Source organism: Actinoplanes italicus, assembly GCF_003001815.1.
Classification (GTDB): domain Bacteria; phylum Actinomycetota; class Actinomycetes; order Mycobacteriales; family Micromonosporaceae; genus Actinoplanes; species Actinoplanes italicus.
This window is the reverse complement of record NZ_PVMZ01000019.1, coordinates 159,986-179,440: the sequence shown is the minus strand read 5'-3', so window position 1 is coordinate 179,440 and position 19,455 is coordinate 159,986. Positions and strand designations below refer to the sequence as shown.

At 70.3% G+C, this 19,455-nt stretch carries 17 protein-coding genes; 6 read left to right on the top strand and 11 right to left on the bottom strand.

Annotated elements, in window-relative coordinates; genetic code table 11:
• Positions 1 to 366 precede the first annotated feature (366 nt).
• The 3 genes from CLV67_RS36870 to pepN form a co-directional block, all read right to left on the bottom strand.
• Complete coding sequence (locus CLV67_RS36870; RefSeq protein ID WP_106326983.1) at positions 367 to 1,554, bottom strand: acyl-CoA thioesterase/bile acid-CoA:amino acid N-acyltransferase family protein; 1,188 nt, start codon at positions 1,552 to 1,554, stop codon at positions 367 to 369.
• A 69-nt stretch (positions 1,555 to 1,623) separates the two neighbouring features.
• Positions 1,624 to 2,364: a methyltransferase domain-containing protein gene (locus CLV67_RS36865; protein WP_106326981.1), complete on the bottom strand. Its 741-nt coding sequence runs from the start codon at positions 2,362 to 2,364 to the stop codon at positions 1,624 to 1,626.
• A complete protein-coding gene (gene pepN / locus CLV67_RS36860) occupies positions 2,361 to 4,742 on the bottom strand; it encodes an aminopeptidase N (protein ID WP_106326979.1) in 2,382 nt (793 codons plus the stop codon). Before pepN ends, CLV67_RS36865 begins: the two co-directional genes overlap by 4 nt.
• A gap of 47 nt (positions 4,743 to 4,789) precedes the next feature.
• On the opposite strand from pepN, the gene CLV67_RS36855 reads away from it, so the two are divergent.
• The gene (locus tag CLV67_RS36855) at positions 4,790 to 5,161 is read left to right on the top strand and encodes a VOC family protein (RefSeq protein ID WP_203737476.1); all 372 of its coding nucleotides are present in this window, start codon (positions 4,790 to 4,792) and stop codon (positions 5,159 to 5,161) included.
• 25 nt (positions 5,162 to 5,186) lie between these two features.
• Here CLV67_RS36855 and fxsT read toward each other — a convergent pair whose 3' ends face one another.
• Positions 5,187 to 7,685 carry an FxSxx-COOH system tetratricopeptide repeat protein gene (gene fxsT / locus CLV67_RS36850; protein ID WP_170154145.1) on the bottom strand — a complete coding sequence of 833 codons (2,499 nt, stop codon included), beginning with the start codon at positions 7,683 to 7,685 and terminating at the stop codon, positions 5,187 to 5,189.
• A 186-nt stretch (positions 7,686 to 7,871) separates the two neighbouring features.
• Positions 7,872 to 8,435 carry a dihydrofolate reductase family protein gene (locus tag CLV67_RS36845; RefSeq protein WP_106326975.1) on the bottom strand — a complete coding sequence of 188 codons (564 nt, stop codon included), beginning with the start codon at positions 8,433 to 8,435 and terminating at the stop codon, positions 7,872 to 7,874.
• 203 nt (positions 8,436 to 8,638) lie between these two features.
• On the opposite strand from CLV67_RS36845, the gene CLV67_RS36840 reads away from it, so the two are divergent.
• A complete protein-coding gene (locus tag CLV67_RS36840; protein WP_106326973.1) occupies positions 8,639 to 10,603 on the top strand; it encodes a methyl-accepting chemotaxis protein in 1,965 nt (654 codons plus the stop codon).
• On the opposite strand, the gene CLV67_RS36835 is transcribed toward CLV67_RS36840, so the two are convergent.
• Positions 10,597 to 11,610, bottom strand: a complete 1,014-nt coding sequence (locus CLV67_RS36835) for an AraC family transcriptional regulator (RefSeq protein ID WP_106326971.1) — start codon at positions 11,608 to 11,610, stop codon at positions 10,597 to 10,599. The genes CLV67_RS36840 and CLV67_RS36835 overlap by 7 nt on opposite strands.
• 32 nt (positions 11,611 to 11,642) lie before the next feature.
• Positions 11,643 to 11,942 (bottom strand): hypothetical protein, encoded by a 300-nt coding sequence (locus CLV67_RS36830; protein ID WP_146169437.1) that lies wholly within the window; start codon positions 11,940 to 11,942, stop codon positions 11,643 to 11,645.
• 96 nt (positions 11,943 to 12,038) lie between these two features.
• Between CLV67_RS36830 and CLV67_RS36825 the strand changes: the two genes are divergently transcribed.
• Genes CLV67_RS36825 through CLV67_RS36815 form a run of 3 tightly spaced genes read left to right on the top strand, consistent with a single transcriptional unit; the run spans position 12,039 to position 13,120 of the window.
• Positions 12,039 to 12,404, top strand: coding sequence for a DUF2089 domain-containing protein (locus CLV67_RS36825; RefSeq protein ID WP_106326967.1), 366 nt, complete (start codon positions 12,039 to 12,041; stop codon positions 12,402 to 12,404).
• Positions 12,401 to 12,667: a hypothetical protein gene (locus CLV67_RS36820; RefSeq protein WP_106326965.1), complete on the top strand. Its 267-nt coding sequence runs from the start codon at positions 12,401 to 12,403 to the stop codon at positions 12,665 to 12,667. The genes CLV67_RS36825 and CLV67_RS36820 overlap by 4 nt, the downstream gene beginning before the upstream one ends.
• Positions 12,668 to 12,691: 24 nt before the next feature.
• Positions 12,692 to 13,120 carry an SHOCT-like domain-containing protein gene (locus CLV67_RS36815; RefSeq protein ID WP_106326963.1) on the top strand — a complete coding sequence of 143 codons (429 nt, stop codon included), beginning with the start codon at positions 12,692 to 12,694 and terminating at the stop codon, positions 13,118 to 13,120.
• A gap of 7 nt (positions 13,121 to 13,127) precedes the next feature.
• Here CLV67_RS36815 and CLV67_RS36810 read toward each other — a convergent pair whose 3' ends face one another.
• Both CLV67_RS36810 and CLV67_RS36805 read right to left on the bottom strand, forming a co-directional pair.
• Entirely contained in the window at positions 13,128 to 13,541 is a 414-nt protein-coding gene (locus tag CLV67_RS36810) for a DUF6188 family protein (protein ID WP_106326961.1), read from the bottom strand.
• An 86-nt stretch (positions 13,542 to 13,627) separates the two neighbouring features.
• The gene (locus tag CLV67_RS36805) at positions 13,628 to 15,622 is read right to left on the bottom strand and encodes an Hsp70 family protein (RefSeq protein ID WP_106326959.1); all 1,995 of its coding nucleotides are present in this window, start codon (positions 15,620 to 15,622) and stop codon (positions 13,628 to 13,630) included.
• A gap of 99 nt (positions 15,623 to 15,721) precedes the next feature.
• On the opposite strand from CLV67_RS36805, the gene CLV67_RS36800 reads away from it, so the two are divergent.
• Complete coding sequence (locus CLV67_RS36800) at positions 15,722 to 16,177, top strand: hypothetical protein (protein ID WP_106326957.1); 456 nt, start codon at positions 15,722 to 15,724, stop codon at positions 16,175 to 16,177.
• A 5-nt stretch (positions 16,178 to 16,182) separates the two neighbouring features.
• Here CLV67_RS36800 and CLV67_RS36795 read toward each other — a convergent pair whose 3' ends face one another.
• Together CLV67_RS36795 and CLV67_RS36790 are read right to left on the bottom strand one after the other, a co-directional pair.
• Complete coding sequence (locus CLV67_RS36795) at positions 16,183 to 17,652, bottom strand: dynamin family protein (RefSeq protein WP_106326955.1); 1,470 nt, start codon at positions 17,650 to 17,652, stop codon at positions 16,183 to 16,185.
• Positions 17,649 to 19,433, bottom strand: a complete 1,785-nt coding sequence (locus CLV67_RS36790; RefSeq protein WP_239166670.1) for a dynamin family protein — start codon at positions 19,431 to 19,433, stop codon at positions 17,649 to 17,651. The genes CLV67_RS36795 and CLV67_RS36790 overlap by 4 nt, the downstream gene beginning before the upstream one ends.
• Between the last annotated feature and the right edge of the window lie 22 nt (positions 19,434 to 19,455).

Below are 19,455 nucleotides of genomic sequence, written 5' to 3'. Positions count from 1 at the left end.
TTCAGCGAGAAAACCCGCCACACCGTCTCAGACCACATGTCAGACCGCTGGTCAGCGACCGCACCACGGACATGATCGTTGAGACATCGAAGACGACGAAACCAGTCGATGGTAGGCCCCGCCCCGACTCGGCAGGACGCCGTCTCCATCCACCTGTCGCAGCCCAGCTCACCCACGCGGCCAGATGACACGATCACTGAGACCGGACAGATTGACTGGCTGCCCGGCTTCTAGTCGAGCCGCTAGCCGCCAGTTGAGCCTGTCGTAGGACCCCCTCCGACAGCGAGTCCGCAACGTGCGTCCGCGGCGGAGCAGTGCCTCGACGCCGAACTCGCCGCGAAACGGACCTGACTTCCTACTGCGCTGTCAGGGTGCTGCGAGCATCGCCAGCACCCTGGGCCACCCGTCCACCCGTGCGCGTTGATCGTCTGCGCGGGTGCCGCCCAAGCGGTGCTGTCCCATGGCGACGCCGGTGGGAACATGCGGGTAGGTGCCGACGACATGCCCGGCCCTCGGGTAGATCAGGATCTTGGTATCGGGGCGCCGCTCCCGCAGCCGTCTCGCAGACCCGGCCGAATCCCACAGCTGATCGTCACCACCGGCGATCGCCAGCAGCCCGCCGGGGATCTTGTCGACCGGGATGGGTCCTCGCGGCACCGGCTTGCCCCGATAGGTCCAGGCAGGCCGGTCGTCGTGGGGAAAACCGGCATGGACGACGTCGCTGGGTGCGTAGACGACCACCCCGCGCACCAGTTCGGGGAAATGCTGCCCGACCAGGAGCGCCGCCTCGCTGCCCCGGGAATAGCCGATCACCGAGACCGGTCCGCCGCCGGTCTGCGCCGCCAGGTGCCGGAGCGCCGTCGCGAAATACTCCAGCGGGACCCGATCCAGCGTCGCCGGCAGTCCCGGCGCGTCGAAGTAGGCCAGCGCCATCGCCGGGTGCCCATGAGAGGCGAGTTGGGCGGCCTCCCAAAGTTGGCTACTACCGCCCTCCGAACCACCGAAAATCAGGACCGGCCGCCGGACGGGGCCCTCCGCCGGCGGCAGATAGATGTCGGCGACGAGTTCGTCGGTGTGCACCCGCTGGTGGGTGACGCCCTCACCGAGCCACTGCCGTCGCGCGACGGCCGTCGCGGTGGCGCCGCTCGCCGTAGTCGCCGTCAACCGCACTTCGAAAGGACCCCGCTCGGGGCGGTTCGGGGCCAGAAAGCTGGTGTCGGGGTCGGCGCCCTCCGGAACCATCGACCAGAACAGGCCCATCCCGTCCACGCCCTGGTAGCTGCCGCCCGTCGAGGAGGCCGTATCCAGGTCGACGACGCCGGTCCGGTCGGTGTGCACCACCGCGGTGCCGCGCCAGGTGATGTTGTTCCGGTCGGTGGTCTCCGAGCGGATCGTGACGGCGCTGCCGGCAGCCAAACCGGTCACCCGGATCCCCACCCGCTCATCGGCGAGTGTGGCCGCGGCATCCACGGTCATCACGGGATGCTCGTCCGTCGCCGAGCAGGCCGGGAGGGTGGCGAGCAACAGAACGACGGTTACGGCGCGACGAAACATCCGGTCAAGCTATTCGATGCGATGAGAACGAGCATCGCGGCCGGGAGCCGGACCGGTACGACCACCCTCCTAGAACTCGGCGACGACCATCCGGTAACCCGCGTCGAACTCGGTCAGCCCCGTCAGGTCGCGGTATCGGTCCTGCCAGTGACCCGACTCGAGGTCGGCCGCCAACCGGGCGAGGCCGGGCCGTAACACCTGCTCCCCGGTCTGCGCCAGCATCGAGATGCCGGACCTGACGACCGGATTCAGGTACGCCTCCGGCCGCCTCCAATACGCCGCGCCGAACCCGTCGGTGCAGTCGTGCGGCACCGGCACCACCTCGACCCGCGCGCCACCGAGCAGGCCGGCCAGGTGCTCGACCGGCACCGCACGGGTGTCGTCGAACGCCGCCGCCTCCGGCAGGTACTCCTCGACCAGCCAGAACCGGCGGAACACGCGCTGATCCCAGGTCAGGATCACCACCCGGCGGCGAGCGATCCGGCGCAGCTCCGCGATCCCGGCCGCCAGGTCCGTCCAGTGGTGCACGGTCAGCAGCGCCGTCACGGCGTCGGCAGCGTCGTCGGCCACCGGGATCTCCTCGGCGCGCGCCCGCACGGCCGGAGCCGCCCCGGGCGGACGCTGGCCGATCATCACGGGGCTCGGCTCGACCGCCAGCACGACCCGTGACGTCTCGTACGACCCGGCGCCGGCGCCCACGTTGATCACCGACCGGGCGTCACCGAGCGCTGCCGTGACCCGGGCCTCGATCCGCGGGTCCGGGCGGCGGGTGCTGGTGTACGTCGTCCCGATCGCGTCGTAGACGGTCATGCCCGGTCGTCCAGTTCGTCGTCCCAGTGCCGGCGCAACACCGCCGGCACGTTGTGGCGCAGCGCGTCGCGTACCAGATCAAGCTCCTGATCGGTCAAGGCCAGCGCCGGGAACGCCCTGCCGACCACGGCCGCGAAAGCCGAACCCCGCTCGGCGAGGGCGGGCGCGGCGGAGACGTAACCGGCGATGTACGGCGTCAGCAGCCCGCGCTGCGCCGGCGACCAGAGGCCGTCCGCCAGCGCCCGGAAACGGCGGACCGAGATCTCCGGGTCGCCGGTCATCGCCGCCCACGCGGACGCCTTCGCCTCGGCCGTGGGGCGGGCCGCCAAAGCGGTGAGTGAGCCCAGCACACCGTCGGCGGTGCCGTCGCGCAGCCGCTCGGCCTCGATCCCCGCCTCGTCGAGGCCTCCCAGCTCCGCGAGCCGGTGCACGACCGTCCAGCGCAGCTCCGGGTCCAGCGTCAGACCGTGATCGGTGGCACCGGAGTCCAGCCAGCGGCGCAGCTGATCCGAATCGGCCGTCGTCCAGGCCAGGCCGCGGGCCAGGGCGACCGCGCGCTGCTCGTCCGGCTCCACCGGGCCGGCGCACGCGGAGGCGATCGTCTCCAGGGCGGCCGGCACGGCGTCGGCCGTCAGCCGGCGGCGGATCAGATGATCACGGACACGGCCGAGGGCGGCGGTCACCAGAGTGGGCGACGGCTCGCGCGGCAGCTGCCGGGCCAGCAGTTCCAGTTGCACGGCCGGTGGCGGGCCGTCGAGCAGGGTCGTCCACACTCCCGCGCGGACCAGCGGGTCGGGCAATGTGGCCAGCCCGTTCGCCAGGGCCTCGCGCGAGAACGGGTCCAGGTCGACGCGCGCGAAGGTCTCGCCGTGCGCGTTCGGAACCACCACCAGACCCGCCCACTCCGGCAGGGGCACCGGCTCGCCGGCCAGATCGATCATCCGGGTGCCGATCAAATTCAGACCTTGGTCGTACGCGCAAACGGTGAACCGGTGCGGCCGGACACCCTCACGCGTCACCACCGGGACATCGTCCCGCCGCGTGACCCGGATGGTGTCGTGCCCCGACCGCCGCAGCCACACCTCGGCCCAGCCGCGGACGTCACGCGACGACGCGGCGTCCAGCGCCGACAGCAGATCCTCGAGGGTCGCGTTCGCGAACCGGTGCGCGGTCAGGTGCGCGTTCACCCCGGCCAGGAAGTCCTCCTCACCCAGCCAGGTCACCAGCTGACGCAGGACGGCGTTGCCCTTGCCGTACGAGATCTGATCGAAAATGGTCGTCGCAATCGCCACGTCGGGCACATCCACGGCCTCGGGAGCCACCGGATGAGTCGACCGGCGCCGGTCGGCGAGGTACGCGCCCGGCTTGTGGACGGCCTCGAACGACACCCGGGTACCGGCGAAACCGGTCAGCGTCTCGGCGACCTCGAACCCCATGTAGTCGGCGAAAGACTCGTTGAGCCAGGCGTCCTCCCACCACAGCGGCGACACCAGATCCCCGAACCACATGTGCGACATCTCGTGCGCGATGACCATGGCCCGGCGCCGGCGGTCGTCGTCAGTGACCCGCCCGCGCGGCAGCAGGAACTCGTTGAACGTGACACAACCGGGGCACTCCATCGCGCCCCAGTTCAATTCCGGGACGAATACCTGGTCGTAGGAATCGAACGGGAACGGCTCGGTGAAGACCCGCGCGAAATGGTTGAAGCAGGCTTCGGTCACCGCTTTCAGTTCGGCGGCGTCACGGTCCAGTTCGGCGGCCAGAGAACGACGGGCATGCCATCCCATCGGTACGCCTCCGTGCTCCCACCGCACCGAATGAAACGGTCCCGCCGCCACCACGAGCAGGTCACAGGGGATCGGCCGGGTCGTGGCGAACGTGTGCCGGCCGTTGTCGTCCGACGTGGGCACACCGTTGGACAGGACCGTCCACGCCGGGTCGGCGGTCACCGTCAGCGAGATCGGCGCCTTGAGGTCCAGCTGGTCGAAGCAGGCGAACAGGCGCTGGGTGATGTCCAGGCCCAGGTAGCCGCCGATGTAGCGCTCACCGTCGGCCGGGTCGGTGAAGGTGTGCAGGCCCTCGCCGTCGGTCACGTACCGCAGCCTGGCGTCGACGACGACCTCGTGCGTGCCGGGCTTCAGCTCGTCGAGTGGAATGCGCCGCCCGTCGTACGCCGTCGTGACCTTCTCGCCGTTGATCTCGACGTCGAGCGATTCGGCCCGGTGCAGTTCCAGAAATGTGTCACCGCCGGTCGTGTCGAATCGCGCGACGACCCGGCTCCGGAAATGATGGGGATCGGTGATGTCGAGGGCGAGGTCGTAGGAGACCGCGGAAAGCATGGCGGCCCGTGCACGGGCCTCGGCCAGGGTCAGCGACATCCGGTCAGTATCCGGCAATCTCCCGACGACAGCTGGCGAGGCGAACCGTGTTCGACGAGATGTTCCCCATTCTGACCACGCCTGATCTGGCCCGGTCGCTACGTTTCTACCGCGACCTGCTCGGCGCGACGGTCGACTACCAGTTCCCGCCCGCCGGTGAGCCGGGCTACGTCGGCCTGCGGCTGGGCCAGTCCCACCTGGGCATCGGCCAGCAGGACTCCCCCGGCGACCTGACCAACGACCGCATCACCCTGTGGATCTACACCGACGACTGCGACGAGGGCCTCTCCCGCCTCCGCGCGGGCGGCGTGCCGGTGCTCCAGGAGCCGGTCGACCAGCCCTGGGGCGAGCGCATGGCCACCGTCACCGACCCCGACGGCAACCGGGTCATCATCGCGTCCCGCGCCACCTCGGGCTGACCCGCGCCACCGAGGATGGGCAGCCTCAGCTTTTGACTTTGAACCGCCGACGCAGCACCCGGGCATCGTCCGCCCGGTCGAGCGCTTCCAGATCGAGAGCGAGGTTGCCGGCCGAGGTGAGGGTATCCGGATGATCATCGCCGAGAACACGCCGACGACGGGCCAACGTGTCCTCATCCAACTCCCGCGCCCCCTCGAACTCACCGAGCCGGAAGAAGTCAACGGCGAGGTTGCTGGCCGAGGTGAGGGTACCTGGATGATCATCGCCGAGAACACGCCGACGACGGGCCAACGTGTCCTCATCCAACTCCCGCGCCCCCTCGAACTCACCGAGCTGGGTGAAGTCAACGGCGAGGTTGCTGGCCGAGGTGAGGGTATCCGGATGATCATCGCCGAGAACACGCCGACGACGGGCCAACGTGTCCTCATCCAACTCCCGCGCCCGCTCGAACTCACCGAGCTGGGAGAGATCAGCGGCAAGATGGCTGGCCGAGGTGAGGGTATCCGGATGATCATCGCCGAGAACCCGTCGGCTGCGGGCCAACGTGTCCTCATTCAGCTCCTGCGCCTGCCCGAGTTCACCCAGATCGGAGAGGTCGATGGCAAGGTTCCTGGCAGCGTTGAGAGTGAGAGGGCTGTCGGCGCCATACAGCCCTCGCCTGCGGACGAACATGTCTTGGTCCAGTTCGTAGGCCTGCCGGTAGTTGCCGAGAGCGGTGTGGGCAGCGGCGAGACTTTCGGAGATGTTGAGGACGATGAGGTCGTCAGGGCCATGTTTGGCAATCCAGGACTGGTGCAGAAATTCGGCCAGGGGCAAGGCCATTTGTGCGTCTCCCCGGGCAAGAAGATGCCAGATCGCGCCGGTCGCGGCACTACATAGGTCGCGATTCTCGGTGGTGGCGGGATTCACGGCAAGGATGTGTGGCAGCAGCGCGGTCCAACGAGGCCACCATTTAGGGTGGGTTGCGTCGTCGGGCCCGGCTGCGGCCAGCAGGTTCTCGACGGTGCTGAGGTGCATGGCCGAGTTCGGGTCGGTGTCACGGAGGACAGCTTGGACGAGGCGGTGCAGGACAGGGCCGCTCGTGGTGAGCCGGGCCAGTCCGTGTCGGCCGAGCTGCCCCAGAACCCGGCGGAAGGCCAGGGGCCGCCGGACGGTCGTGTTCAGAGGTTCGGGAAGCAGCTCGGGACTGGCCGTGAACAGATCGATAGGTATGGTTTCCGATCCCAGCTGTGCGCACATATAGAGCAGCTGTCCCGCTGCCTGGGCTGTATCGCAGAGGTGGTCGGCGGTAAGGGTGACGGTGGCGGCCAGCGACACCGGGTAGCCTGCTGGCGGTCGTCCTTCGCTCATCAATTCTGCGGTGTGAGCGGCAAGATCGTCCAAGTAGTCCTGGACGGGCATCCCGGTCTCGGCGAGCAGGTCAACAGCCTGGCCTACTCCCAGAGGCAGATCACCGAGAGCATCGGCCAGCCGATCGGCATCGGCTTCGGCCAGATGGGGCAGATGTGTCCTGAGCAGTGCGACCGACTCGGCGCGGGCGAAGACGTCGACGTCGACCGCCTCGGCGATGCCGGTCCAGTTCGGGTTGCGGCTGGTGATGAGCAGGTGTCCCGGCCCGTCCGGTAGCCACGGGAACAGGTCCTCGCGATCCTCGGCATTGTCGAAGATCAACAACCAGCGTCCGACCCGTCGAAGATGGTCGCGTAGTGCCTTGACGGCCTGCGGCGTGGGCGTGTCGGGCGGGACCAGGCGTAACTGCTCGTCCTGGGCCAGCGCGGCAAGATGATCAGCGATCAGTTCCGGTTGTTCCGACGGGATCCACCAGACCAGGTCGTAGTCGTCGGCGAAGCGGTGTGCGTATTCCAGGGCGAGCTGGGTCTTGCCGACGCCGCCCATGCCGTACAGGGCTTGCACCGCCACGCGACTGCCGTTCGACAGCGCGTCGCGAAGACGGTCGAGCATGCCGTCGCGGCCGGTGAAGGCGGTATTGCGGCGAGCCAGGTTCCACACCACCGGCAGCGGTTTCACCGGTCGCGGTCCGTCGGTACCAGCGCTCACCTCGGCCCGGCCCGGATACTGCGGGGGTACCACCGACAGCGGCTCGGGTGGGCCCGCGTCGACCGCCCGGCGCACCGCGTCGAGCAACGCGGCCGTCGCCCGGTCGGGCGTCAGGTCGAAGACGTCGGCCACGACGATCGGGGCCCAGATGCCGTCGGAGAGGTCGACGTTCTCGACGCGCAGCGGGATCAGTCTCGCGGCCGGATCGCGGCGGCGCTGGGCGAACCGGGCCGTCCACTCGTCGGTGGCGAACTCGTCGGAGCCCAGGTACTCCGCCGACAGCAGGACCAGCAACGGGTTGTCCCGGCTCAGCGCCCGGTGCATCGCCTCGACGACGTTGGTTCCCGGTACCCGGTCGACACTGTCGAGTTCGGTCCGGTAGCCCGCCGCCTCCAGGTGCCAGCGAGCCCACTGCGCCCAGTCACGGTCCTTGCCGGTGTGGGAGATGACGATGCGGTCGGGCACGCCGTCCACACTGCACGAGCCGAAATCGGAATACGACCTCCGAACGGGTGGCGCGCGGAGAGGAGACCGAACACGAGCCGGAGAGCCTGGATCGCTGGAGCGGCGGGCTGGCGAGCGAGGGTCCGCCGTGAACGTCATGTGCTGGAGTCCGGTGGCCGCGTTCGTGAGCCACCGGACTCCAGCGCACTATGCGGCCGCCGGTCGGTACCGGACGTCCACCTCGGCGATCGGGTCGTCGGCGCCGACGCGGTGCAGGTAGACCGCGCGGCCACCGGCGTGGTCGTAGAGCCGGACGCCGTCGCCCAGCAGCACCGGCGCGATGTGCAGGTCGATCTCGTCGATGAGCCCACGGTCGAGAAGCTGACGGCCGATGTCCGCCGACAGCACCTCCACGTTCTTGCCACCGGCTGCCGCCAGCGCGATCCGCACCGCCTCCGCCACGTCGCAGTCGAGGAAGGTGACCCGCTCGGCGGGCTCGGCGTCCTCGGGGTGGTGGGTCAGTACGAATACCTGTCCGGTCCAGGCCTCGCCGTAGATGTTGCCGGCGTCCGGGAACCGGTCCCAGCCCCGCCGGTCGCCGAGGACGGCGCCCGTCGTCTCGACGTACTGCTCGATGAAGCCGGGCCGCTCGGAGATGCCGGTACTCATCCAGTCCATGTCGTGGTCCGGCCCGGTCACGAAGCCGTCCAGCGACATGGTGAAATGCCACAGCACCTTCCCGTTCGCGGTCTGCGGTTCGAAGTCGCTCATGCTGCCCTCCCGCTGCGCTGATTCGCACGTACACAGGATGAGACGGCATCCGCGGCGAAACCTCATCGGTCGCGAGGCGGCGGCCACCCGCACCACGAGCAGCTCCCCCATCCGCCTCAGGCGGGAACACGTGCTCAGCCCACCGGCCGTAGGTTGAAGAACAGGCTTAGTGGTCCGGCTCACATGCCGAATGGTTCGGTGTGATGCGTTTGAACGGGCTGAGTATCAAGCTCCGGCTGATCGTCTGTGTGGTGCTGATCGCCGGGATCTCCCTGGTGCTCGTCGCCACGGTCATCACGCGGCGTAACCTCGCCGAGGCACGGGATACCGGTTTCGCGTACGCGCAGGAGATCGGTGCTCGCAACGCGGCGCAGGTGCGGGCGCAGCTGATGACCGCGATGGGTACCGCCCGTGATCTGGCGACCGCGATGGCCACCGAGTCGGCGTCCGGGGGCAGCAGGGCCCGGGCCAACGCTCTGCTGCGTGCGCTCATGGACCGCCATCCGGCCTATTTCGGTATGTGGACGGCGTGGGAACCGAACGCGTTCGACGGACGGGATGCCCGGTTCCGTGGTAGCGACGCGCGGCACGACGCTTCCGGGCGGTTCGTGCCGTACTGGTACCGGGACGGGAACGCGGTCACGTCGACGGTGCTCACCCTGTACACCGAGCCGGGGGACGGCGACTACTACCTGATCGCGCAGAAGTCCGGCAAGGAGAAGGTGCTCGAGCCGTACGCCTATGAGGTCGGCGGTAAGGCCGTGCTGATGACGTCGCTGGCCGCGCCGATCGTGGTCGGCGGCCGGACGGTCGGAGTGGCCGGCATCGACCTCACCCTGGACGCGGTCTCGGCGGACCTCGCACAGATCAAACCGTTCGGCACCGGTGACGCGATGCTGGTCAGCGGCGGTGGCCTGCTGGTCGCCGGCGGTGACCCGGAGCAGGCCGGCAAACCGGCCGACGCCGGGATGGTGGAGCTGGCGAAGGATGCCGTCGCGAGCGGGTCGCCGGCCCGCCGGACGATCGACGGCGACGACGAGAAGGTGCAGGTCGCCGCGCCGCTGGCACTCGGTGAGACCGACACCTGGTCACTGGTCGTGACCGTGCCGACCGCAACGATCCTGGAGTCGGCGAACGGTTCGCTGCACATCAGCATGTGGATCACCGGGGCGGCGCTGCTGGTCGCGGCGTTGATCGCGCTCGTGGTGGCGCGGTCGGTGGCACGGCCGATCGAGCGGCTGCGGGACCGGATGGCGGAGATCGCGGACGGCGACGGTGACCTGACCCAGCGGGCCACGGTGCGCGGGAACGACGAGGTGGCGCAGCTGGCGTCCGCGTTCAACAGGTTCGTCGAGAAGGTCGCGGGCACGGTACGCGGGATCGCCGGCTCGGCTGCCGACGTGCAGGCCGCCGCGGACCGGCTCGCCGACGGCACGAACCGGCTCAGCGACGACGTCGTGCACGTCTCCGACAGCCTGGGCACCGCGGCGGACGCGACCCAGACGGTCAACAGCAGCGTGCAGTCGGTCGCGGCCGGGGCGGAGCAGATGAACGCCGCGATCGCCGAGATCGCCGGCAGCGCGGCGCAGGCGGCGCAGGTCGCCAACGACGCCCGGTCGGTGGCGGAGAGCACGAACGGCCAGGTCGCGCAGCTCGGTGCGGCGACCGAGGAGATCGGTGACGTGGTCCGGCTGATCACGTCGATCGCCGAGCAGACGAACCTGCTCGCGCTGAACGCCACCATCGAGGCGGCCCGTGCCGGGGAGATGGGCAAGGGATTCGCGGTGGTCGCGGGCGAGGTGAAGGAACTGGCGCAGCAGACCGCCCAGGCGACCGAGGAGATCACCGGGCGGATCACCGCGATCCAGGCGATCAGCACCTCGGCGGCGACCGCGATCAACGAGATCGTGCAGGTCATCTCGACGATCGGGGACTACACGACGTCGATCGCGTCGGCCGTGGAGGAGCAGACCGCGACCACGAACGAGATGAGCCGCAGCGTCAACGAGGCGGCCGGCAACACGGGCCTGGTCACCGAGGCGATCTCGGACGTGGCCGCGTCGGCGCGCAATGCCACGGCGAACGCGCGCAGCGGTCAGGACGCGGTCGGTGACCTCAACCGGCTGGCGGGCGAGATGACGGCGCTGGTCAACAACTTCCGCTACTGAGGGGAACGGGCCTGGCGGCGCAGCGCGGTCGGGCTCATCCCCCACCAGCGGCGCGCGCAGCGGCTCAGCACGGCCTGTTCGGCGAATCCGAGCAGGCGGCTGATCTGCGTCAGGGGCATGTCGGTCGAGGTCAGATAGGCACGGGCGCGCGTACGGCGTACGTCATCGAGGATTTTCGCGAAGCTCTGGCCCTCCGCGTCGAGCTGGCGCTGCAGGGTTCGCGGATGCACCGCCAGAGCCCGTGCCACGTCGCCCAGCTCGACCGGGCCGGTGCCCAGCGACTGCGCCAGCACGGCACGCACCCGGGCGGCCGGGCCGGTCCGCGGATCGGGCGACTGCCGGGACAGGAAGGCGAGCGCCAGGCCGCGCAGGGTCGCGTCGACACCGGCGAGCGGCCGTTTCAGCAGGCTGGAGGGCAGCCGCAGCAGCGCCTGAGGCCGGCCGAACCGGACCGCGGCGCCGAAGGCCTTTTCGTAGCGGCCGGGCGGCGCGACCGGGCGGTGCGGCAGGTCCACCGATCGCAGGCCGTAGCCGTCGCCGACCAGGAAGCCGACGGCCCGGTGCACGAACAGCATCGTCATGTCGGTGGCCTGCGGCAGCGGGCGCACGCCGGGGCCGAACGAGTAGAGCAGCGCGGTCACGCCGGGCACGCCGTCCGGGTCGGGCACCAGCGACACGCTCAGGTCGCGGGCGTGCACGAACATGTAGCGCGAGGTGCATTCGAGGGCGTCCGCCACCGACGGCGAGTGCTGGATGGCGACCGCGAGCGGACCGAGCATGCTCAGCTCCTGGACCGACGCGACGCGCAGGCCGAGGTCGGGGCAGCGCAGTGTGGATGCGGCGATCTCCAGGACGGCGGCCAGGGCGGCGTCCTCGACGAGCAGGTCGTCGGCGTCGAGCGCACCGTCGGGGAGCCCCGCCTGGCGGGCGAACGCGTCGGCGTCGCCGCCCAGGGCTTCGACGGTCTGCCGGAACTTCTGCAGGCCGGCCGACCGAACCAGGGACACGCCACGAGGGTCACAGACTCGCGGCGGCAAGGTCAAATCAGCAGCGAGGCAGCGGCTCGCCGGTCGCGTCGTGCAGCACGTAGCTGTAGAGGCACCGCCAGCGCGGTCAGCAGGAGCACGAGCACCGGCACGAACCCCACCCAGGTCGGCCAGGTCCGTCCTTCGCTGATCCGGTACCGGGCGAACGGCCCGGCCACGAGCGCGGCCATCGGCAGCGCCGCGACGAGCCACCACAGCCAGGTGCCGAGAGCGCCGGCCACCCCGACGACCAGCCACACCGCGACCACCACGGCGTTCAGCACCGCGACGCGGCGCACGGTTCCCCACTTCACGATCACATTGTCGTACGGACGGCACGCACCCTCCGTACTGAAGAAAATTAAGGTACTGCCCTTGAAATGTTGAGAATATCAATGTACAAATTGAACATGGACTGGCAGGAACTGACCGACCTGACGCAGGGGCAACCGTTCACGGTCGAGCGCGTCCGCCTCACCGGCAGCGGGATCGCGGTGGAGGGCAGCTTCGAGCCACCGCAGCTGGCCCAGCTCAGCATCGACGACCAGGTGTTTGTGGCCGCTTTCGTGCGGTCGCACGGCTCGATCAAGGAGATGGAGCGGATCTTCGGGGTCAGCTACCCGACGATCAAGTCGCGGCTCAACCGGATCGCCGAGCGCCTGGATTTCGTCGACACCGACCCGGCCCCCTCCGGCGCGGCGGACACCGTCGACCGGTTGCGACGCGGCGAGATCACCGCACAGGAGGCCCTGGCCGAGCTGAGGAGGCCGCGATGACGCCGAGTGTGGTGACCGTGCGCTGGCGCCGGCCCGACGGCACCTGGCGCCGGGTCAACGTCTCCGTCGCGCCGGTGCTGCTGGCCCTGTCGCCGTTGCTGCTGCTCGCCGTGCTGGGAGCGCTCGTCGTGCACCGTGCCGTGCGGGCCGACATCGACGTCTCGGAGGCGGCGCGTGGCCTGCGAGGGCTGGTGCGGGCGCTGCCCGGGGCCGAGTTCGCGTTCGAGCAGGGCAGCACGGCCGTGCTCGTGAGCGTCATCTGAAACCCTTTCAAGGAGGAAACGATCATGAACGAGGAGCGCCGCCAGATCCTTCAGATGCTGGCCGAGGGCAAGATCACCGCCGAGGAGGCCGAGTTGCTGATCGACGCCCTGGAACGCCAGGCCGAGCCTCCGCCCGGTGAGCCGGCGCGCCCGAAGGCCCGCCCCAAGTACCTGCGGGTGGTGCTCAGCGCGCCGGAGGGCGGGGAGTCACCCTCACCGAGCCGGATCAACGTCCGGGTCCCGCTTCAGTTGCTGCGGGCCGGAGTCCGGCTGACCAGCCTCATCCCGCCGCACGCCCTCGACAAGGTCAACGCACAGCTGCTCCAGGCGGGCGTGCCGATCGACCTGGCCCAGCTGAAACCGCAGCACATCGAGGACCTGATCGAACAGCTCGACGACCTCACCGTCGACCTGGACGACCACGACTCCAAGATCCGCGTCTTCTGCGAGTGACCCGGTGTCAGGGGTAGCTCTGGCCGTCGGGCTGCCAGATCGCCAGGCCGCCGCCGGGCATGCTGACGATCAGCAGTTCGGCGTCGGACTTCAGCTGCCACGACTCGTACATATCGCTGCACGGCACGATGAGACTGTCGTCGCCGAACGCGATCGTCAGATCGCCGTCCCGGTCGACACTGGCCGCGGTCACGGTCGTCCCGAGCACCCGGATCAGCTGCTCGGCCACGGTCAGCCCGATCGGGTCGCCCCGCAGCTGCGACCCGTCCGGCTGCGGGAACCGTAGTTCGCCCTCGATCGTCAGCTCGTGGTAGGCGTCGTCGTCGAACTCCAGGCGGACGCCGATGCCCATCCGGAAGGCCAGCAGGTGGTGGCCGGTGAGGGCGCTCAGCAGCTGGTTGGTCAGTTCGATGTCGTCCATGGCTCCTCCGCGGCCTTCATTGTCGCGCGATCCTGGACGCTGGTCACCGCCCGCGGTCGTCCAAGATGGGGTCACGAGGCGCGGGACTACTTGCGGGTGATCGGGACGCAGTTGCCGGTTCTGTAGGTCGCGTTCTCGTCGGGTACCAGGCCGTGGCCGGCGAGCGCGATACGGGCACAGACCTTGGGCGCGTCGCCGATCGCGTTCTTGTAGCGGTTCTCGCCGGTGTCCAGGACGGACGGGTTGCGGTCCTCCACGTACCAATCGCCCTGGTCCTTCTTCGGGGCGTGCGAGCCCATGTCGTGGTCGGCGGGATAGGTGCCGTCGCCGCCGTAGACGTGCAGGTGGTAACCGCCGCTCACGTCCGGGGTGTCGCCGGCCCACTCGACCTCGTAGTCGATGGTGAACTTGCCGTCGGCGACGACCGCCGAGGTGAGGCAGACCCAGCGCGGGTTGCTCTTGATCTCGTCGGTGCACTGCTCGTCGGCAGGTTGCACGGAGGCGGCCACCGTCGGCGAAGCGGTCGCGCCGGTGAGCTTCCTGTCTCCCGCGCCGTCGGAACCGAACTGGGCGTAGGCGATGCCGGCGGCAACTCCGATCACGATGATCGCGGCCGCCGCGACGGCCAGGGTGCGCCTGCTTCCCGTACGGTTGCGGGCGGGCTTGCCGGTGACGGTGGACCAGGCCGATGCCGGCGCCGGTGCGGATGCCGCGCCCGCGGTCGGCCGCGTGGGGCGGGGTGGGACGCCGTGTGGTGACGGGCTCACCGGGTTGTTGACGCGCGGATAGGGCGCGGCGGCCGGCGGAACGGGAAGCGCGGTGCCGCCGCCCGAGACAGAACGTTCCGTCCCGTAGGCCGGCACGGCCGGCGCCGATCGTGCGACACCACCCGCCGACGAGGGAGAACGTTCCGTCTCGAAGGGGGGTTGCGGCGCTTGGCGTGTCGGCGGCGCCTGGCGCGTGGGCGGGGCGGTGGCGGAGGCTCGGCCGGCCACCGGCCGCCCGATGACGGTCTGGGCCGTTGCGCCGCTGGCCAGCCATGCGGCGCCGAGGGCCACGGCGTGCTTCGGGTGGGCGTCGACGGCCACCGGGCGGCCGAACTCGGTGCCGACGAGCTGGGCGACGATCGGCATTCGGGACGAGCCGCCCACCAGCAGGATCGAGTGCAGGCGCTCGGGCGTGCAGTCCGCGGACCGCAGCGCCCTCGTCAACGCCTCCACCGAACCGTAGAGCGCCGGCCGGACCATGGCCTCGAACTCGGCGCGCGTCAGGCGTACCTCGGTGGCGTGGTTGGGCAGTAGAACCGGAATCGTGGTGTCCGTGTCGGAGGAGAGCGCCTCCTTCGCGTTGACGCACTCTTCACGCAAGCGTGCCACGGCCGCGGTCGCCGTCGGGTCGTCCTCGTCCAGTTCCTCGAGCTTGCCGCCGAGCGCGGATCGGACGTGGTTGAAGACGGCGGCGTCGAAGTCGATGCCGCCGAGGCGCTCGATGCCCTCGGGACGGCCCAGGATGTCGAAGCCCATGCCGGTCTTGCGCAGCACGGCCGCGTCGAAGGTGCCGCCGCCGAGGTCGTAGACGGCGACGATCGCTCCGGGTTCGATGCGTTGCTGCTGGGCGTAGCTGACGGCGGCGGCCTCCGGTTCGGTCGTGTAGATCACCGGGCCGTCCAGGTCGGCCATCCGCACGGCCTGGCGCATCAGATCTGTCTTGTACGGGCCCCAATTCGCCGGATACGAGACGCAGATGGCCGCCGGTGCGCCGCCCTCCCGGCCGATCACCTGGTCGGCGACCGCGCGCAGAAGCCTGGCAGCGAGTGCCTCGGCCGACTGCGGTACCCCGCCGAGCAGGATCGGGGTGCTGTCGCCCACCCGGCGTTTGAACTCGCGGGCCACCCGGTGTGGTTCGGTCAGGCCCCGGCGGCTGGCGGCCTCGCCGGTCAAGAACGTCTCGTCCTCGCGCAGCAGCACCACCGACGGTACGGCGGCGGCGCGGCTGCCGAGCGCGACGATCTCCGCGTGGCCGTCGCGCCAGGTCGCGGCGGCGGTGTAGGTGGTGCCGAGGTCTATGCCTAGTGCGTACATCGCCGGGTGCTCCGTATCGTGTCGTGGTGGACCGGTTGGGGGGAACGCCGGGGGGTTTCCCCGAGACGTGCGGGCACTCGGCGCTCATAAGGTAGGTGCATGGAACCCGCCCGTCCTCTCCGCGAGGTGTTCGCCGAGCTCGCCGGCACCGGAAGCACCGGTGACCCGGGCGGTCTGCTGCGGGATCTGCCGGACGAGCTGGTCGCCGAGGCGGTGGTCAGTTACGCCGAGACCGCGCCGGTGGAGATCGCGGAGCATCTGGCGTCGTTCGTGAGCGCGCACAGCGCGGTCGGTTCCGAGGCGCCGGCCCTGGCGGGCTGGCTGGATCTGCTGGCCACGGCACCCGTGGAGGTGACCGAGGAGCCGGAGCTGGAGTTCGGCGCCGGGGCCGCCTCCGACACCACCACCGACATCGACGATGTCGAAGTGACCGGGATCGACGAGATCGCGGACCTGGACGAGGCCGGTGACCTCGAGAACTGGGACGAGCCCGTGATCGAAGGGCTGGACGCTGACGAGGACTGGCCGGAGATCGACGACGATCTGCTCGAGTGAGCGGGTCATCGCCGTCGCTCCAGCCCGGCGAGCATGCCCTCACAGGAACGGATCGCGACACGAGCGGCCACGGTCATCTCGTACGAGGTGAGTGGGTTCTCGGCACGGCGTTGCCAGCGGGCCAGTGCCGCCAGCGCGCCCGCGGACTGTTCGGTGGCCGCGGCGTCCGGCGGCAGCCGCAGACGGTCGGCGACCGTGCTGCCCGAGCCGCCGATCAGGCACTCCAGTTCGGCGACCACCTCCGGCTTGCCGGTGATCCACCCGGCTCGGAGACTCGACAGCACGCGCAGTTCGTTGAACGGGTGCGCGGACGCCATGATCTCCTCGACGCCCGCGGACACGGAGTCACTGCCGGTCCGCGGGCGCAGCCGCGTGATGTCGGCCAGCGCGAGCAGCGCGGACCGGCTCTTGAGCACGTCACGGCGTTCCAGGAACAGCGAGCCGATGATCTCGCGGAGCTGGGTGAGGCCACTGCGGTCGGCGAGTTCGCGGGACAGGCCGGTGGCGGTGCCGGCAACGTCTCGTCGCAGCAGGGTGCTTGCCAGCCGTACGCCGAAAAGTCCGAAACGGGCCAGCAACGCCTGCCGCTCCAGATCGGTGAGGCCCAGCTCCGGCATGGCCGACGCGAAGCGGTCGGCGGAGAGCAGCAGCTCCTCGGCCTGTTTGACCGGCAGGGCGGCGACCTTGCGCAGCTGTCCCACCTCGACCTCGGTGAGCGTCACCGCGGTCTCGGCGAGCAGGCCCGCGACCGGCACGACCGACTGCACCAGCCGCCGCACGTTGGGGTCGGTGCCGAGACGCGCGGCGATCCGGCGGGCCGAGGCCATCGAGTCGGGCCGGCCGGCGCCGATCTCGTCGGCACGTGACAGCACGCCGATGGCGTTGACCGGGCTGGGCCGGGCGACTTCGGTGTCGTGGAAGGCGCGCAGGAACTCGACGTCGCCGGGATGCAGGTGCCGCAGGAGGTAGACGACCGCGTCGGCGGGTGTCTCCTCGTCGTCGGGTACCAGCAGGTCCCAGGTGTGCCGGGAGTTCTGGTCGGACAGCGAGCCGATGCCGGGTGTGTCGATCAGGGTGAGGGTGCGCAACGCCTGCGACGGCCAGGTGACGGTGAGCTGGGCCAGGTCGTCGGCGCGCAGGCCGTCGAGGTCGATGTCGATGGCGCCGTCGTCGCGGCTGAACCGCAGCCGGTGCGGCTGTCCCTGTTTCGGGACGGCCTCGACCTGGTAGGTGTGGCCGTCGCGGTACCAGGTGACGATCCGGGTGCACTCGCCCGCGTCGGTGGGCGCCAGCCGCTCCCCCACCAGCGCGTTGAGCAGCGTGGACTTACCGGCCTTGACGCGTCCGGCGACGGCCACACGCAGTGGCGCGTCGAGACGGTCGCGGACGGCGGCGAGGCGGGCCGCGTCGGCGGTGCCGCGGTAGACGGTGATCGCCTGGTCGAGGGCGGCGCGGGTGCGGTCGACGAGGTTCATCCGGCCACCGCCTGCACGCGCTGGCGCAGCTGGCGTACGCGGGTCAGTTCGGCGTCGACGTCCTTGAGCCGTTTCTCGCGGTCGGCCTGGGTGCGTCTGGCGGCCTCGGCGGCGCTGGCCAGGGCCTGGGCGTTCGCCCGGTTCAGTTCCTCGGCCAGCCCCTGGTAGTGGTCGCGCAGCTGCCGCTGGACGCGGCGCAGGGTGTCGCGGGAGTCCTTGTTCGCCACGAAGCTGACCTCGTCGCAGTAGCGGCGGATGGCGTTGCGTGCTTCGGCGCGGCGCTTGGTGAGCTGGCGTTTCTTCTCGTCGCGCAGGCCGCGGTGTCCCATCACGAGGCCGATGCCGATGCCGATCGGGCCGAGCGAGACGCCGACCAGGCTGCCCAGGATGATGAACATCAGGGCGCCGCCGTACGCGCTCTTCAGCGCCACCATGGCCTGTTTGGCGATCCGCATCCGCTGCAGGTTGATCTTGTGCTGGAAGTCGGCGACGCTCGCGAGCGGGGTCGGGTCGGCCACCGCCGGGCGGCGCATCAGCATCGTGGACGCCTCGTGGAAGTGGTCGCCGACCCGGCCGCTGAGCTCGGCGGCCCGTTTGCGCAGCAGCTCGTAGTTGAGCAGCAGCTCGTTGGCCATCCGGGCCTGGAGCCAGGCCTCCATCTCGGGCCACGTGTCGGCGGGGTCGGCGTCGTCGATCGCCGTGTCGCCCTCGGCGATCACCACCCGTACGCGGGCGCGCAGGTCGTGGTCGACGTCGGCGGTCAGGTCGGTGACGCCGTCGCTGAGGGTCTGGTTCCACTTGGCGGCGGCGCTCTTGAGTGACTCCACCCGCTCCTTGACGCCGGTCAGCTCGCCCACCACGCGGGCCGCGGCCTCCGGGTCGGCCAGCGCGGCGCGCTCGTTGGCGAAGTGGCTGTCGAGCTGGTCGCAGAGGGCGCTCGCCTCGGCCATCGCCTCGGTCGCCAGCCGCTCGGCCGCGGACCGGCCGATCCGGTCGTTGAGGAACCTCACCAGTGGGGTGAAGCCGGACTCGGTGTTGAGCGCGGTGTCGTTGACCTTCACGGCCCGGGAGCGCAGCACCGACGACACCGGCATGAGCGGCATCGGGCAGTGCGCCGCCAGGTGCTTCTCGTCGAGCTCCCGGATGCGGCGCCAGGCCGGGTAGAAGTCGGTCTTGGTCAGGACGCAGACGACCACCGGGCACAGGGCGTGTGCCCGCTGCAGGAAGTCCACCTCGCTGCGGGTCAGCTCCTGCGCGGCGCCGGTGACGAAGACGACGGCGTCGGCCATCGCCACGGCGGCCAGGCTGGCGGCGGCGTGCGGCGAGTTCAGGCCGCCCACGCCGGGGGTGTCGACCAGGATCAGGCCGCCGGCGAGGATCTTGCGCGGGATGCGGACCTCCACCCCGGTGACCCGGGTGCCGTCGGCGCCGGCCCTGTCGCCGCCCTCCAGCACGTAACGGCGCACGTCGGCGACCGGGATCGTGGTCCGGCGGCCCGGCTCGAACAGCAGGGCCGCCTGTGGTTTCTCGCCGTGCCGCACGTAGGTGGGCACGGCGGTGGCCACGTCGTCGTCGACCGTGCAGACGGCCGCGCCGACCAGGGCGTTGACCAGCGAACTCTTGCCCTGTTTGAACTCGCCGGCCACGACCACGTGCGACACGGGGTCGGCCAGTGATTCCTTGGCCGCAGTCAGCCGGGCGGCGGCGTCCGGGCGGTCGTAGGCCGTACACGCACGCAGGGCCAGATCGATCACGGCGACCGCCTTCGCGACGTCTGCCACGGCTCCTCCATTCAACGAGCAG